The sequence below is a fragment of the Pseudazoarcus pumilus genome, from assembly GCF_002872475.1.
Lineage (GTDB): Bacteria > Pseudomonadota > Gammaproteobacteria > Burkholderiales > Rhodocyclaceae > Pseudazoarcus > Pseudazoarcus pumilus.
In genome coordinates, this window is record NZ_CP025682.1 from 822213 (window position 1) to 837241 (window position 15029).

General features: G+C 68.5%; 13 protein-coding genes. 8 read left to right on the plus strand and 5 right to left on the minus strand.

Features of this window, described 5'->3' with window-relative positions; all coding sequences use genetic code 11:
* Window positions 1-8 precede the first annotated feature (8 nt).
* Together grxD and ltrA are read left to right on the plus strand one after the other, a co-directional pair.
* Complete coding sequence (gene grxD, locus C0099_RS03930; RefSeq protein ID WP_102246236.1) at window positions 9-347, plus strand: Grx4 family monothiol glutaredoxin; 339 nt, start codon at window positions 9-11, stop codon at window positions 345-347.
* A 446-nt stretch (window positions 348-793) separates the two neighbouring features.
* Entirely contained in the window at window positions 794-2164 is a 1371-nt protein-coding gene (gene ltrA / locus C0099_RS03940) for a group II intron reverse transcriptase/maturase (protein ID WP_102246237.1), read from the plus strand.
* A 109-nt stretch (window positions 2165-2273) separates the two neighbouring features.
* Here the strand turns inward: ltrA and C0099_RS03945 are convergent, their stop codons facing one another.
* Together C0099_RS03945 and argH are read right to left on the minus strand one after the other, a co-directional pair.
* Window positions 2274-3182, minus strand: a complete 909-nt coding sequence (locus C0099_RS03945) for a fructosamine kinase family protein (protein WP_102248370.1) — start codon at window positions 3180-3182, stop codon at window positions 2274-2276.
* Window positions 3183-3186: 4 nt separating this feature from the next.
* On the minus strand, window positions 3187-4608 hold the full coding sequence (gene argH, locus C0099_RS03950; RefSeq protein WP_102246238.1) for an argininosuccinate lyase: 1422 nt from the start codon (window positions 4606-4608) through the stop codon (window positions 3187-3189).
* Window positions 4609-4659: 51 nt separating this feature from the next.
* Between argH and C0099_RS03955 the strand changes: the two genes are divergently transcribed.
* Window positions 4660-5706, plus strand: coding sequence for a sensor histidine kinase (locus tag C0099_RS03955; RefSeq protein WP_228151645.1), 1047 nt, complete (start codon window positions 4660-4662; stop codon window positions 5704-5706).
* The gene (locus tag C0099_RS03960) at window positions 5669-6415 is read left to right on the plus strand and encodes a LytR/AlgR family response regulator transcription factor (RefSeq protein ID WP_102246240.1); all 747 of its coding nucleotides are present in this window, start codon (window positions 5669-5671) and stop codon (window positions 6413-6415) included. The genes C0099_RS03955 and C0099_RS03960 overlap by 38 nt, the downstream gene beginning before the upstream one ends.
* A 33-nt stretch (window positions 6416-6448) precedes the next feature.
* Here C0099_RS03960 and ppc read toward each other — a convergent pair whose 3' ends face one another.
* Together ppc and C0099_RS03970 are read right to left on the minus strand one after the other, a co-directional pair.
* Window positions 6449-9202 (minus strand): phosphoenolpyruvate carboxylase, encoded by a 2754-nt coding sequence (gene ppc / locus C0099_RS03965; protein ID WP_102246241.1) that lies wholly within the window; start codon window positions 9200-9202, stop codon window positions 6449-6451.
* 22 nt (window positions 9203-9224) lie between these two features.
* Entirely contained in the window at window positions 9225-9713 is a 489-nt protein-coding gene (locus C0099_RS03970; protein ID WP_123785217.1) for a thioredoxin domain-containing protein, read from the minus strand.
* A gap of 59 nt (window positions 9714-9772) precedes the next feature.
* Between C0099_RS03970 and hemC the strand changes: the two genes are divergently transcribed.
* The 4 genes from hemC (at window position 9773) to C0099_RS03990 (ending at window position 14029) form a co-directional block, all read left to right on the plus strand.
* The gene (hemC, locus tag C0099_RS03975) at window positions 9773-10705 is read left to right on the plus strand and encodes a hydroxymethylbilane synthase (RefSeq protein ID WP_102246243.1); all 933 of its coding nucleotides are present in this window, start codon (window positions 9773-9775) and stop codon (window positions 10703-10705) included.
* A gap of 80 nt (window positions 10706-10785) precedes the next feature.
* Window positions 10786-11529, plus strand: a complete 744-nt coding sequence (locus tag C0099_RS03980; protein WP_102246244.1) for a uroporphyrinogen-III synthase — start codon at window positions 10786-10788, stop codon at window positions 11527-11529.
* Window positions 11530-11574: 45 nt separating this feature from the next.
* Window positions 11575-12840, plus strand: a complete 1266-nt coding sequence (locus tag C0099_RS03985) for a uroporphyrinogen-III C-methyltransferase (RefSeq protein WP_102246245.1) — start codon at window positions 11575-11577, stop codon at window positions 12838-12840.
* Between the two features lie 10 nt (window positions 12841-12850).
* The gene (locus C0099_RS03990; RefSeq protein ID WP_102246246.1) at window positions 12851-14029 is read left to right on the plus strand and encodes a heme biosynthesis HemY N-terminal domain-containing protein; all 1179 of its coding nucleotides are present in this window, start codon (window positions 12851-12853) and stop codon (window positions 14027-14029) included.
* Between the two features lie 76 nt (window positions 14030-14105).
* On the opposite strand, the gene hemF is transcribed toward C0099_RS03990, so the two are convergent.
* Window positions 14106-15026: an oxygen-dependent coproporphyrinogen oxidase gene (gene hemF / locus C0099_RS03995; RefSeq protein ID WP_102246247.1), complete on the minus strand. Its 921-nt coding sequence runs from the start codon at window positions 15024-15026 to the stop codon at window positions 14106-14108.
* Between the last annotated feature and the right edge of the window lie 3 nt (window positions 15027-15029).

The window sequence follows — 15029 nt, forward strand, 5'->3', positions numbered from 1 at the left end:
CACGCTACATGGACATCCAGGAATTCATTCGCGAACAGGTCAACGCCCACCCCGTGGTGCTCTTCATGAAGGGCACGCCGCAGTTCCCGCAGTGCGGGTTCTCGGCCACCGTGATCCAGGTGCTCAAGCAGTCCGGCCTGACCAAGGTCGCCGCGTTCAACGTGCTCGAGAGCGAGGACCTGCGCCAGGGCGTCAAGGAATACGCCAACTGGCCGACCATCCCGCAGCTCTACATCAAGGGCGAGTTCGTCGGCGGCTGCGATATCATCAAGGAATTGTTCGAATCCGGCGAACTGCAGCAACTGCTCGCCGAAGCCGACCCGGAAGGCGCGGCGCCGCAGGCCTGAAACGCCGCGCATCGACCGCTGCGACGCAGTGAAAAGGCCGCACCCGACGGGGGCGGCCTTTTTTATGTGCGCCCAGCATGGGCGCACTCCTGCGGGTGCGAGTCCCGCCGTAAGTTGATCACAGCGAACGAAGTGAAGCGCAACTGCATGAGGGTGACCGAGTGTGGGGAGGAAGCGTGGAGCATAAGCTGCGAGCCGATGAACAAGAATCGGATAGAAGGCGCTGCCGAGCAGGGCGAGCGGGCATGAAACCGCGAAGCTCTCGTGATCAAGGCGAAGCGGCGTAGATCCGGCGGTTGTGCAGCGAAGGAGTGCGTTCTTACCTGGGGAGATCTCGCTTTGTGTCTGAAAGGGCGACGGCGCCGAGCCGGAGCGAGAAGTCAGCAGAGGCCGTAGTAGCTGCCGTGCTGGGGCGAAGGGCCGAACGAGTAGGAGGGCCGAAGGCCATGTCGCTCGAACGTGCAGTGCATCAGAAGCCCGGTCATGCGGGGCGCAACGCGGGAGGGCGGGGTGAAGCCGCGCTTGAGGCGATGCGTGATGAAGCACGGACGGCGCGGCATGCAACTGGAAGCCCGGGGCGAGAGGGCCTGCTTGCGCAGGTGCTCGCGAGCGCGAACATGGAGGCGGCGTGGAAGCGCGTCAAATCCAATCGCGGCAGTGCAGGGGTGGATGGTCGGTCGATTGCCGAGACGGCGGACTACCTGAGAGCGCACTGGCCCCGGATTCGGGAAACGTTACTGGACGGCAGCTACCGGCCCGCGCCGGTGCGCCGTGTCCAGATTCCGAAACCCGACGGGGGCGTGCGTGAATTGGGGATACCGACGGTGACGGATCGGCTGATCCAGCAAGCCCTGCTGCAAGTCTTGCAGCGCAAGATTGATCCGACGTTCTCCGAACATAGCTATGGCTTTCGACCGGGACGCCGTGCGCATGACGCGGTGCTCGATGCACAGCGCTACGTGCAGGACGGCTACCGGGTGGTGGTCGATGTGGATCTGGAGAAATTCTTCGACCGGGTCAATCACGACATCCTGATGGAACGGTTATCGAGGCGCATCAACGACAAAGCCGTGCTACGGCTGATTCGTCGCTACCTCGTGGCCGGGATCATGGAGGGTGGAGTGGTCATGGAACGCTACGAGGGCACGCCGCAAGGCGGGCCATTGTCGCCGCTGCTGGCCAACGTGCTGCTCGACGAGGTGGATCGGGAGTTGGAACAGCGCGGTCACCGCTTCGTGCGTTACGCCGACGACTGTAACGTATATGTACGCAGCCGTCGTGCGGGCGAACGCGTGTTGGACGGGCTGCGCAAGCTCTACGACCGACTCCATCTGAAGGTCAATGAGGCCAAGACGGCCGTCGCGCCCGCATCTGGCCGGAAGTTTCTCGGTTATGCCTTCTGGTATGGCCGAGGCGGTCAGGTCAAATGCAAGGTGGCGGACAAGGCCAAAGAGACCTTCAAGCAACGCATCCGACAAATGACGCGTCGCTCGGGTGGGCGTAGCCTGCCGGAGATCGCCGAACAACTCCGGACTTACATGCCGGGCTGGAAGGCCTACTTCCAGCTCGCGCAGACGCCGCAAGTGTTCCGCGGACTCGACGAGTGGATTCGACACCGGCTGCGTGCCGTGCAGCTCAAGCACTGGCGCCGGAGTACGACGATGTATCGGGAGTTGAAAGCGCTGGGCGCTTCGGAGGCGGACGCTCGCAAGGTGGCCGCGAACAGTCGGTGCTGGTGGCGCAACAGCCGCATGGCGCTGAACCGGGCAATGCCTATCGCCTACTTCGACCGGATCGGAGTGCCCCGGCTCTCATGACCTCAACTGCTCGAACCGCCCGGTGCGGACCCGCATGCCGGGTGGTGTGGGAGGGGAACGGTCAGGTAAGCTGACCGCCCCTATCCCGATTCGCTGCGCGTTCCCAGCGTCATTCGCTGCGCGTTCCCAGCGCGAAGTCGAGCTTGGCCGTGAGGCGTTCGGCCTCGCGCAAATAGCTGCGCCCGAACAGGTTCAGGTGATTGAGCACGTGGTAGAGCGCGTACAGCGGTTTGCGCGTCTCGTACTCCGCGTTGAGTGGCAAGGCGCGTCGATAGGCTGCGTAGAAAGCCGGCGGGAAGCCCCCGAACAGCTCGGCCATGGCCAGGTCGGATTCGCGGTCGCCGCGATACACGGCCGGGTCGAACAGCGCCGGCTGGCCGTCGGCGGTCATGGCGGCGTTGCCGTGCCACAGGTCGCCGTGCAGCAGGCTGGGCTGCGGGCGGTAGTCGAGGAACAGGCCGGCCAGGCGCTCGATCACGCGCGCGCCATGGCGTTGCAGGTCGCCGCCGAAGCCGTTTGCGCGGGCGCGCAGCAGTTGCGGCGCGAGGCGGTGCTGGGCGAAGAACAGCGCCCAGTTGTCGCTTGGCGTGTTGTCCTGCGGGCTGCGGCCGATGAAGTTGTGGCGCGGCCAGCCGAATCGCTCGCCGGTGTGGTGGTGCATTTCGGCCAGTGCCTCGCCGAAGCGTGCGCCGTCATCCGGGGTGGCGAGCGGGGTCAGTTCCAGATGTTCGAGAATCAGGCAGGCGCCGTCGTCGTCCGCGCCCAGCGCGATGACGGCCGGTACACGCACGGCGCCGGTCTCGGCCAGCGCGGCCAGCCCGTCGGCCTCGGCCTCGAACATCTCAAAGGTGTCGGCCGGGCCGTGCTTGACGAAGTAGCGCTGCTCGCCGCCGGCCACGCTCAGCGCGCGATGCGTGTCGCCGCCGGTGACGGCGCGCGAATCGGTGATGCGGAAGGCGTTGCCGGTGGCTTCCCGGATGGCGCGTTCGACGCGCGTGAGCGTGGCGAGCGCATTCATGGCTTCAGCCCTGCAGACGCGCGCGGGCAGCGGCAATCGCGCGGCGCACCTGCTCCGGCGCGGTGCCGCCGATGTGCTTGCGCGAGGCCAGCGAGCCTTCGACGGTGAGCACGGAGAAGACGTCCTCGCCAAGGCGCTCGACGGCGCCCGGCACGTGGGCCATGGCAATGCGCAGCTCGTCGAGCGTGCACTCGGGCAGATCGCAGCCCTTGAGTTCGGCTGCACGCACGGCCAGCGCCACGGCTTCGTGGGCGTCACGGAAGGGCAGGCCCTTCTTGACGAGGTAGTCGGCCAGATCGGTGGCGGTGGCAAAGCCCTGCGTCAGCGCGCTCTTCATCGCGTCGGCCTTGACGCGGATGCCGGTGACCATGTCGGCGTAGATGCGCAGCGTGTCGATCACCGTGTCGGCGGTGTCGAACAGCGGTTCCTTGTCTTCCTGGTTGTCCTTGTTGTAGGCGAGCGGCTGGCCCTTCATCAGGGTCAGCAGCGCGATCAGGTTGCCGTTGGTGCGGCCGGTCTTGCCGCGCACCAGCTCCGGCACGTCGGGATTCTTCTTCTGCGGCATGATCGAGCTGCCGGTGCAGAAGCGGTCGGCCAGGTCGATGAAGCCCACGCGCGGGCTCATCCACACGATCAGTTCTTCGGACAGGCGCGACAGATGCGTCATCAGCAGTGCGGAAGCGGCGCAGAATTCGATGGCGAAGTCGCGGTCGCTGACGGCGTCGAGCGAGTTGTAGCAGACCTCGTCGAAGCCCAGTTCGTGCGCGACGGATTCGCGGTCGATGGGGAAACTGGTGCCGGCCAGCGCGGCGCTGCCCAGCGGCAGACGGTTGGTGCGGCGGCGGCAGTCGACGAAGCGTTCGGCGTCGCGGCGCAACATCTCGTGATAGGCCATCAGGTGGTGGCCGAAAGTCACCGGTTGCGCGACCTGCAGGTGGGTGAAGCCGGGCAGGGCGGTGTCGGCATGGGCTTCGGCGACGTCGAGCAGGTTGTGCTGGAATTGCCCGATCAGTTCGAGGATCTGGTCGATCGCATCGCGCAGCCACAGACGGATGTCGGTGGCGACCTGGTCGTTGCGGCTGCGGCCGGTGTGCAATCGCTTGCCGGCGTCTCCCACCAGTGCGGTGAGGCGCTTTTCGATGTTGAGATGCACGTCCTCGTCGTCGAGGCTCCAGGCGAACTCGCCGCGCTCGATCTCGCCGGCGATCTGCGCCAGCCCGCTCTCGATGTCGGCCAGATCCTGTGCGCCGATGATGCCCTGACGGGCCAGCATCCTGGCGTGCGCGAGCGAGCCGCGGATGTCCTGTGCGGCCATGCGCTGGTCGAAATACACCGAGGCGGTGTAGCGCTTGACCAGATCGGAGACGGGTTCGGAGAAACGGCCGGACCAGGCCTTGGGGGCGTCGTTGCTGGGGTGGTCTGTCATAATGCGGGCATCTGGAGGCCGCCGGCGGCGCCGGCGGCGGGGGAAATTGGCGTGCAGAGTATAAAGCAAATGCCGGGGCGGCCCGCGCTGCGGCGCCACCTGCCGGATCTGCGCAACCTCGGGGTCTTGCTGCGTACGTTGCTGCTCGTGAACCTGCTCGCCCTGCTGACCGCACTCGTGCAGGAGCCGGCGCCCGTGCGCCTGTTCGAGACCTTTCTCGCGCTGGCCGCACGGGTCGAGCTGCCGCTGTTCGTGATCGTGCTGCTGTACTTCGCCGCCGCCCCGATGCTGGTACGCCTGCCCTGGGTGTTCGGAGTGGCGCTGCTCGGCAGCGCGACGGCCATCGTCGTGGCGCTGCTGTTTCCGTTGCTGGCGATGCCCGGCGATGCGCTATGGCGCTGGCTGCTGTGGGCGCTCGCCGCGTTGGGCGCGACCCTGGCCTACTTCGATCATCGCGAGCGCAGTCTCACGCCGGCACTGGCCGAGGCCCGCCTGATGGCGCTGACCGCGCGCATCCGCCCGCACTTTTTGTTCAACGCGCTCAACGGCGTACTCGGCACCATCCGCTCCGATCCGCGCCGCGCCGAGCGCGCGCTCGAGGAACTGGCCGAACTGTTCCGCGCGCTGATGCGCGAGCAGCACGGGCTGGTGGCGCTGGCCGACGAGCTGGTGCTGTGCCGGCGTTATCTGGATATCGAGTCGCTGCGCCTGGGCGATCGCCTGCAGGTGGACTGGGAGGTCGGCGACGGAGTGGAGGAAGCGCGCGTGCCGCCGCTGATCTTGCAGCCGCTGATCGAGAACGCCATCTACCATGGCGTCGAGCATGTCGCCGATGCCTCGCGCATCGGCGTGCGCATCGCGCGCCGCGGCGCCGAACTGCGTATCGAGGTCGACAATCCGCGCGCCGACGCGGGGGAGGTGCGCGTGGGCAATCGCATCGCGCTCGACAACATCCGCGAGCGCCTGCAATTGTTCTTCGATCTGGAAGCCAGCCTCGAGGCCGGCCCGCGCGGTGGTCGCTTCCATGTCGTCATTCGCCTGCCGTACCGAAGGAGCAGTCATGGTCCCGAAAGTGCCCCTGCGCATACTCATCGTTGACGACGAGGCGCCGGCCCGTGCGCGTCTGCGCGACCTGCTCGGCGACATTGCCGCCGAGCAGCCCAGCGAGATCGTCGGGGTGGCGGCCAACGGTGTCGAGGCGCTGCGCCTGATCGAGGCGCAGCCGGTCGACGTCGTGCTGGCCGACGTGCGCATGCCGGCGATGGACGGCGTCGAACTGGCGCGTCGCATCGGCGCCGGCGAGGACGCACCGCACGTGATCTTCACCACCGCCTATGACGAACACGCGGTCGAAGCCTTCGAACTGGCCGCCACCGACTATCTGGTGAAGCCGGTGCGCGCCTCGCGTCTGGCCGAGGCGCTGGGCCGCGCACGCGCGCGTATGGGGAATGGCGGGCGGGGCGTGCCGCGCCGCAATTTCAGCGTCAGCGAACGCGGTCGCATCGTGCTGGTGCCGATCGCCGAGGTCGTGCTCCTGCGCGCCGAGATGAAGTACGTGACGGCAATCACCACGACGCGCGAATACGTGCTCGACGAGTCGTTGGTGCAAATCGAGCAGGAATTTCCGGAGCGCTTCCTGCGCGTGCACCGCAACTGCCTGGTTGCGCGCGACGCGGTCGCCGGCGTCGAGCGTGCCGGCGAGGTCGACGGCGAGGCGCACTGGGACGTGCTGCTGCGCGGACTCCACGAGCGCGTGCCGATCAGCCGCCGGCAATGGCCGACGGTGAGGGAGGCGCTGCGGCTCTGACGGGCCGGGGGCCGATTCCCGGCCCCTGGAAACTCACCCGCTGTTTCGCAAGCCAGCCGCGGTGCCGTTGATCGAGATGTGAATGCCCAGGCGCAGGCGTTCGTCCTCGGGCTTTTCGCGGTGGCGGCGCAGCAGCTCGACCTGCACGTGGTTGAGCGGGTCGAGATACGGGAAGCGGTTGCGGATCGAACGCTTGAGCAGCGGGTTGCCGTCGAGCAGTTCCTCCTGCTCCATGATCGCCAGCAGCATGTTCACGGTCTCGTGCCATTCGGCCTGGATGCGGCCGAAGATCTGCTCGCGCAGCGCCGCGTCCTTGACCAGTCCGGCGTAGCGCGAGGCGATGGCCAGATCGGTCTTGGCCAGCACCATGTCCATGTTCGACAGCAGCGCGGCGAAGAACGACCATTCGCGGTTCATCTGACGCAGGCGCTCGAGCCCGTCCTCGGGGTGGGCCTCGACGAACTTGCGCGCGGCCGTGCCGAAGCCGTACCAGCCGGGCAGCATCAGCCGGCACTGCGCCCAGCTGAACACCCAGGGGATGGCGCGCAGGTCCTCGATGCGCTGACCCTTCTTGCGCGAGGCCGGGCGCGAGCCGATGTTCAGCTCCGAGATCTCGGAGATCACGGTCGACTCCCAGAAGTACTTCTCGAAGCCTTCGGTCTCGTAGACCAGGCCGCGATAGGCGGCGAAGGCGTCGTCCGAGAGCGTCTGCATGGTGTCGAGGAATTCCTCGCGCGGCGCCGGCGCGTTGCCCGAGAGCAGCGTGGCCTCCATCGTCGCGGCGACGATGACCTCGAGGTTGCGGAAACCCACCTCCGGGTTGTCGTACTTCGCGGCGATCACTTCGCCCTGTTCGGTCAGGCGGATCTGGCCTTGCACGGCGCCGCCCGGCTGGGCGGTGATGGCCTGATAGCTGGGGCCGCCGCCGCGACCCACCGAACCACCGCGGCCGTGGAACAGACGCAGGCGAACGTCGTGGCGGGCGAACAGCTCGACCAGGCCGATTTCGGCCTTGTACAGTGACCAGCCGGAGGTCATGAAGCCGCCGTCCTTGTTGCTGTCCGAATAGCCCAGCATGACTTCCTGGGTGCGTCCGCGAGCGCCGTCGAGCAGTTGCATGTACTGCGGCAGCGAGAACAGCGCGTCCATGATGCGGGGCGCGTTGGCCAGATCCTCGATGGTCTCGAACAGCGGGATGATGTTGCCGTCGAGCGCGTTCTCGTGCGGGCGCAGGATGCCGGCTTCCTTCATCAGCAGGGCCAGTTCGAGCAGGTCGGAGACGCTGTCGGTCTTGGAGATGATGAAGTTGGCGATGGCCTCGGGGCCGAAGCGCAGGTGGGACTCACGCGCGGCGCGGAAAATCGCCAGTTCGGATTCAGTCTGTTCGGCGTATTTCACGTGTGGCGACACCAGCGGGCGCGGCGTGGCGATCTCGTCGAGCAGCAGCGCCACGCGCGCGTCCTCGTCGAGCGCCAGATAGTCGGCCTCGCGACCGGCCACGGCCAGTAGCTCGGCCACCACGCGCTCGTGCACGTCGGAGTTCTGGCGCAGGTCGACCGGCGCCAGATGGAAACCGAAGATCTTCACCGCGCGGCGCAGCAGGCGCAGTTTGCCGCGCGCGAGCGTGGCCGAACCATTGGCCACCAGCGAGCGGTGGATGATGTCCAGGTCCTCGAGCAGGGCCGCCGGGCCGGGGTAGGGCTCGGCGTCGAGGCGCACGGTGCGCTGCGGCGGCACGCCCAGCAAGGCGTGGTAGGTGGCGGCCAGGCGTTCGTAGATGCCGGTCATCGCGCGGCGGTAGGGCTCGTCGACGCGCTGGCGCGAAGCGTCGCTGGAACGCTCGGCCAGTTCGCGCACGGCGTCCGACACGCTCACCAGACCATCGGCCAGCGACAGCCGGGTGCTCAGCGTGAGCACTTCGTCCAGGTAATAGTCGAGCACGACCCCGGCCTGCAGTTCGAGCGTTTGGCGCAGCACGTCTGCGGTGACGAAGGGGTTGCCGTCGCGGTCGCCGCCGATCCAGCTGCCGATCTTCATGAAGGCGGGCAGCTCGACGTTGGCGAGCGAGGGGTCGCGCTCGGACAGCTGTTCCTCGATGGTGGCGTAGAGCTTGGGCAGCTGGCGCAGGAAGGTGATGTCGAAGTAGGACAGGCCCATCGACACCTCGTCGACCACCGACGGGCGCACCGGGCGCAGCATGCGCGTCTGCCACAGGGTGAGCACCGCGCGCCGGATTTCCTCCTCGGACAGCGACATCTCCTCGGGCGTGAGTTCGATGCGGTCGCGGTCGTCGAGCTGGCGCGCGATGCGCATCTGCGCGTTTAGGATGCTGCGCCGCTGCACTTCCGTGGGGTGGGCCGTGAGCACCGGCGAGATCATCGCGGTGTCGAAGAAGCCGGCCAGATCGGACGGCGCGAGACCGCGCTCGAGCGCATCATCCATGGCGCGCGCGAGACTGCCCTGGCGCGGCGCCGAGCGCATGCGCAGGTGGTAGCGGCTGCGCCGGATGTGGTGCTGATCCTCGGCGATGTTGGCCAGATGCGAGAAGTAGCTGAAGCCGCGCACGACCTGGATGGTCTGCTCGCGCGACAAGGCGTCGAGCAGGCCCTCGAGTTCGCGCTTGGCCGAATGGTCCTCGTCGCGGCGAAAGCGCACCGAAGTCTGGCGGATACGCTCGATCAGATCGAAGGTGGCCTCGCCCTGCTGCTCGCGGATGGTGTCGCCGAGCAGACGGCCGAGCATGCGGATGTCGTCGCGCAGCGGTGCGTCCTTGTCCTGGGTGGTCATGGTCGGGGTTTCCTGCGTGTCGTTATTGGTGTTTGGGTTGCAGCCGGGCGCGGGCCTCGGCGATCGCCCGGGAGACGTATTGGGCATAGAAATCGACCGTGCCGACGCCCACTACGGGCTCGGCGAGCCGTTCTCCGGAGGGGCCATAGAGTACCAGCATCGGCGTGAAGCGCGCTTGTTCGGCCCGCGCAAAGTCCGCGTGCGTGGTCGGTTCGCCGTCGAACGCGGTCATCGGCGTGGCGCGATCAATGTCGATCTGGCGGAAGATCGCGCCGACGTCCGCGTCGCGCGACATCGGCACCAGCTGGCTGCGTGCGATGTCGCACCACGCGCATCCATGCTGGCTATACAGGATCGCCATCGGCGTGGCCTCTCGGCGCATCGCGGCGGCCTCGCGTGCGAGGTCACCGGCGGCGGGCAGCGTGCCGGCCGCCGCGGCGGGCAGCGCCAGCGCACATGCTAGAATGGCCGCCATTGCCCGCAACTGGCGGGCGCCTCGCAAGAGTCGCATCGAACCCATCGTCCCGAATCCGGGGCTCCGCCCCATTCTGTCCCGACCGTCCCGAATCCATGAATCCGAGCACGCCCGAGCGCATCGTCATCGCCACCCGAGAAAGCCGGTTGGCCCTGTGGCAGGCCGAGCACATCCGCGCCCGCCTGCTGCAATTGTATCCCGCCTGCCAGGTCGAACTGCTGGGCATGACCACGCGTGGCGACCGCATCCTCGACCGCCCACTGGCCAAGGTGGGGGGCAAGGGCCTGTTCATCAAGGAGCTCGAAACGGCGCTGCTCGACGGTCGTGCCGACATCGCCGTGCACTCCATGAAGGACGTGCCCATGGCGATCGAGCCCGGCTTCGTGCTGGCCTGCATCTCGGATCGTGACTCGCCCTTCGACGCCTTCGTGTCCAACCGCTACGAGAGCCTCGCCGACATGCCGCCGGGTACCGTCGTGGGCACCTCGTCGCTGCGTCGCCAGTCGCAGATCTGCGCGCGCCATCCGTATCTGGCGGTGACCAGCCTGCGGGGCAACCTCGACACGCGATTGCGCAAGCTCGACGAGGGCCAGTACGACGCCATCGTGCTGGCCGAGGCGGGCCTGCGCAGGCTGGGCATGGACGAGCGCGTGCGCGCGGCGCTGACGGCCGAGGAGTCGCTGCCGGCCGTCGGGCAGGGCGCGCTCGGTATCGAGTGTCGCGAGGATCGCCCCGAGCTGCTGGCCTGGCTCGCGCCGCTGCACGACGCGTCGGTCGCCGCGCGCGTCACCGCCGAGCGCGCCGTCTCGCGCGCGCTCGCCGGCAGTTGCGAGCTGCCGCTGGGCGCCTACGCCGAACTTGATGGCGAGCGGCTGTGGCTGCGCGGTTTCGTCGCGCTGCCCGACGGCTCGCGCATCGCCCGCGCCGAGCGCAGCGGTCGTGCCGGTGATGCCGAGGCGATCGGCCTGGCCCTGGCCGAAGAGCTGCGCGCGCAGGGTGCCGAAGAGATTCTCGCCGCACTCGACTGAGCGGCGCACAAGCCGGCCCGACGCGGCCGCATCCACGGGGACCTTCAGTGCAGCACACGCTTGCAGGCAGGACCATCGTCGTGACCCGTCCCGAGGCGCAGGCCGAAACCCTGTGCGCGGCCATCGAGTCGCGTGGCGCGCGTGCGCTGCGCTTTCCGGTGCTGGGCATCGCACCGGCCGACGACATGTCCGCGCTGGAAGCGGTGACTGCGCGTCTGGACGAATTCGACCTGGTCTTCTTCGTCAGTCCCAACGCGGTCGATTTCGCGTTGCGCCACATGCTCGCGCAGCGCGACTGGCCGGCGGGTGTCATTGCGGCGACGGTTGGCGGCGGCAGCGAGCGTGCGCTGCGGCGTCACGGTTTCGCCCATGTGCTCGCGCCCACCGAGGGTTTCGACAGCGAGGCCGTGCTGGCGCTGCCGGAGTTCTCGGGGGCGGCGATCCGCGGCAAACGCGTTCTCGTGCTGCGTGGCGACGGCGGTCGCGAGCTGCTCGGCGAGGAACTGACGCGGCGTGGCGCGCTGGTCGAACACGTCAGCGTGTACCGGCGCTTTTGCCCGCATGCCGACGCCAGCGTGCTGCTCGACGCCGGGCCGCTCGACGCGCTGGTGTTGACGAGCAGCGAAGGCGTGCGCAATCTGGCATGCATGCTCGGCCCGCATGCGCTCGGCGCATTGCGTTCCGTGCCGGTGTACGCACCGCATCCGCGCATCGCCGGCAGTGCCTTCGATGCGGGCTTTCGTTCGGTCGTGGAGACCGATGCGGGCGACGCCGGCATCGTGCGCGGCCTCGAGGCGGGCCTCGGCCCGGCGCCTGCGGCCTGACGGCTCGCAGATTTTTTGCAACCAGTCTCGGTTAAACTCGCGAACATGGACAAACAGACCCCTGCGCTGACCCAGCCGCCCCCGGCTGATGACAGGGAGGACGCCGCCCAGGCCGCCTCCGATGAGACCCGCGCCGAACAGGCCGCGACTGCGGAGGAGGCCGAGGCTGCGCGCCCGGCCGAGACTGCGTCCGCCGAGACCCCGCCTCCCGCGCCGCCCCGGCCCGCGCAGGCGTCCGCTTCCGGCGGTAGTCGTGCCGGTCTGGTGCTGGCCGTGCTCGCCCTGATCGGTGTCGGCGTGCTTGGCTGGCAGCTGTGGGAATTGCGCCAGGCCAGTTCCGGCATGCGCACCGAGATCGCCGATCGTCTGGCCACCGCCGACAATCGCGCGGCCGAGGCGCGCGCGTTGGCGCAGTCGGCGCGCGAATCCATCGAGTCGATGCAGGGGCGCTTCGGCGCGCTCGAATCCAAGGTCGCCGAAACCGAAGGGCAGGCCGCCGCGCTCGAATCCCTCTATCAGGAATTTTCGCGCTCGCGCAGCGAGCGCGCGCTCGCCGAGGTCGCGCAGGCAATCACCATCGCCAACCAGCAACTGCGCCTGGCCGGCAACTTCGAGGCGGCGCTGATCGCGCTGCAAAGCGCCGAGTCGCGACTGGCCGCGCCGGAGATGGGTCACATGCAGGACCTGCGCCGCGCGCTGCTCACGGACATCGATGCGATCAAGGCCCATCCGCAGGTCGATGTCTCGGGCTTCGCGATGCGCCTGGAGTTGCTGTTCGAGCGCCTTCAGAAGCTGCCGCTGGCCTATACCGTCGAGCCGCAGGGCACGCCGCCGGCGATGGACAGCGAACCGATCGAGCCGGCGCCGGCCGATGCCAGCGACGTCGAAGTGTGGTGGCGCAACGCCCTGGGTTTGGTGCGCGAACTGGGCGCCGACGCCTGGAACGAGATGCGCGGCATGATCCGCCTCGAACGCATGGATCAGGCCGATCCGGCGCTGCTCGCGCCCTCGCAGGGCGACTTCCTGCGCGAGAACGTCAAGCTGCGCGTGCTCACCGCGCGCCTGGCGCTGCTTGCCGGCGACGCGCGCACCTATGCGGCCGATCTGGAGGCCGCGCGCGAACTGGTCGCCCGCTTCTTCGATCCGCGTGACGCGCGCGTGCAGCACGTGCTCGCGGAGTTCGACGAACTCGCCTCGGTCGATCTGCAGGCCGAGACCCCCTCGCTGACCGCTACCTTCTCCGCCCTGTCGATGGCGCGCGAACGGCTTTCCGCCGGTTCGGCGCCGGACGCGGCCGGATCGGAACGCTGAGGGGGTATCGATGCGAGCACTGATCTGGATCGTCGCAATCTTCGCAGTGGCCGCCGGCATCGCGATGCTGGCCGGGCAAAACGAAGGTTACGTGCTGGTCGTGTCGCCGCCGTGGCGTGCCCAGCTGTCGTTGAATTTCGTCATCGTCGGCCTGATCGTGGCCTTCGTGCTCATGTACGTGCTGGTGCGCGTGCTGCGCAGGACGCTGGGTTTGCCTGGCCGGGTCGCGCGCTATCGCGTACGTCGCCGCGAGGAGAAGCGCACGAAGGCGCTGCATCAGGCCCTGCGCGCGCTGTTCGAGGGACGCTATGGCGATGCGCTGTCGAGCGCGCGCGCGGCTGACGCCGCCGATCGCACCTCCTTCGAGGTGGCCGTCGTCGCCGCGCGGGCGGCGCACGGCATGCGCGACGCGCGCAAGCGTGCCGAATGGCTCGACAAGGCCGGCGAACGCGAGGGCGGGCGCGCGCCGCGTCTGCTCGCACAGGCCGGCTTCGCGATCGACGACGGCGAGTTCGCCGATGCCCGTGCGGCGCTCGATGCGCTGCGTGAGAGCGGCCACCGCAGCGTCGCGGCACGTCGGCTCGCGCTCGATCTGGCGCTGGCCGAGGAGCGCTGGGACGAGGTCGCCGAGCTGGTGCCGCAACTGCAGTCCGAGCGCGCCTTGCCGGTCGACGAGGCGCGTCGCCTGCAACGCGCTGCGCGCATCGCAGGTTTCCGCCGCAGGCTCGGCGACGCGACCGAGACCGCGGCCTACTGGCGCGATCTGCCCAAGGAGGACATGGCCGACCGCGTGCTCATCGCCGAGGTCGTTCCCATGCTGGCGGCGACCGGCCAGGGCGGACTCGCGCGGCGCACGGTCGAACGCCTGCTCGATGACCAGTGGGACTCGGAACTGGCACGCCAGTACTCGCTGTGCGCGGGTGACGGCGCGGAGGCCGATCAGGCGCTCAAGCGTGCCGAGAAGTGGCTCGCCGCGCATCCTGACGACGCCGGCCTGCTCGCTTCGGTGGGTCGTCAGTGCATGGCCGCGCAGATCTGGGGCAAGGCGCAGAGCTATCTGGAAGAATCGCTGGCACGTGATGCGCGCGCCGATGTGCATCGTTCGCTCGCCGAACTGTTCGAGCGCCTGGAACGCACGGATGACGCTGCGCGCCACTATCGCGAGGCGGCGCGTCTGGCGCAGGGCTGAAGACGGCTGACATCCGATTGCCGTCAAACGCGAACGGCCGCTGGGTTCCGGCGGCCGTTCGCGTTCACTGCCTGGCTCAGTCGCGCAGGCGTTGCGCCGCCGGGCGCAGGTATTTCTCGTAGAGTGCGGCCTCGGGGCTGCCCGCTTCGGGTGTCCAGTCGTAGCGCCATTTGACGATGGGCGGCAGCGACATCAGGATGGATTCGGTGCGCCCGCCCGACTGCAGGCCGAACAGCGTGCCGCGGTCGAACACCAGATTGAACTCCACGTAACGCCCCCGCCGATAGGCCTGGAAGTCGCGCTCGCGTTCGCCGAAGGGCAGGTCGCGGCAGCGCTCGACGATGGGCAGATAGGCCTCGAGAAAGGCCTCGCCCACCGAGCAGGTCAGGCCGAAGGCATCGTCGAACGGCCGCGCGCCGTCCGCGCCCAGGTCGTCGAAGAACAGCCCGCCCACGCCGCGCGGCTCGTTGCGGTGCTTGAGGAAGAAATAGCGGTCGCACCAGTCGGCCAGGCGCCGGTACTCGTCCTCGCCGCCGAAGGGCAGCACGGCCTCGCGACACACGGCGTGAAAATGCTCGACGTCCTCGTCGAAGGGGTAGTAGGGCGTCAGGTCCATGCCGCCGCCGAACCACCATACCGGCTCGCGTCCTGCGGCCGTGGCGTTGAAATAGCGCACGTTCATGTGCACCGTCGGGCAATAGGGGTTGCGCGGGTGCAGTACCAGCGACACGCCCATGGCCTCGAAGGCGCGGCCGGCCAGCTCGGGCCGGTGGGCGGTGGCCGAGGCGGGCATGGAGTCGCCCATCACATGCGAGAAATTCACGCCGCCGCGCTCGAACAGGCCGCCATCCTCGATGACGCGCGACAGGCCGCCGCCACCGCCGGGGCGATCCCAGCCATCGGCCAGGAAGCGGCCGCCGTCGGCCTCCTCCAGGCGTGCGACGATGCGCTCCTGCAGTCCGGTCAGCCAGCGCTTGACGGCTTCGTTGTCGTTCATGGG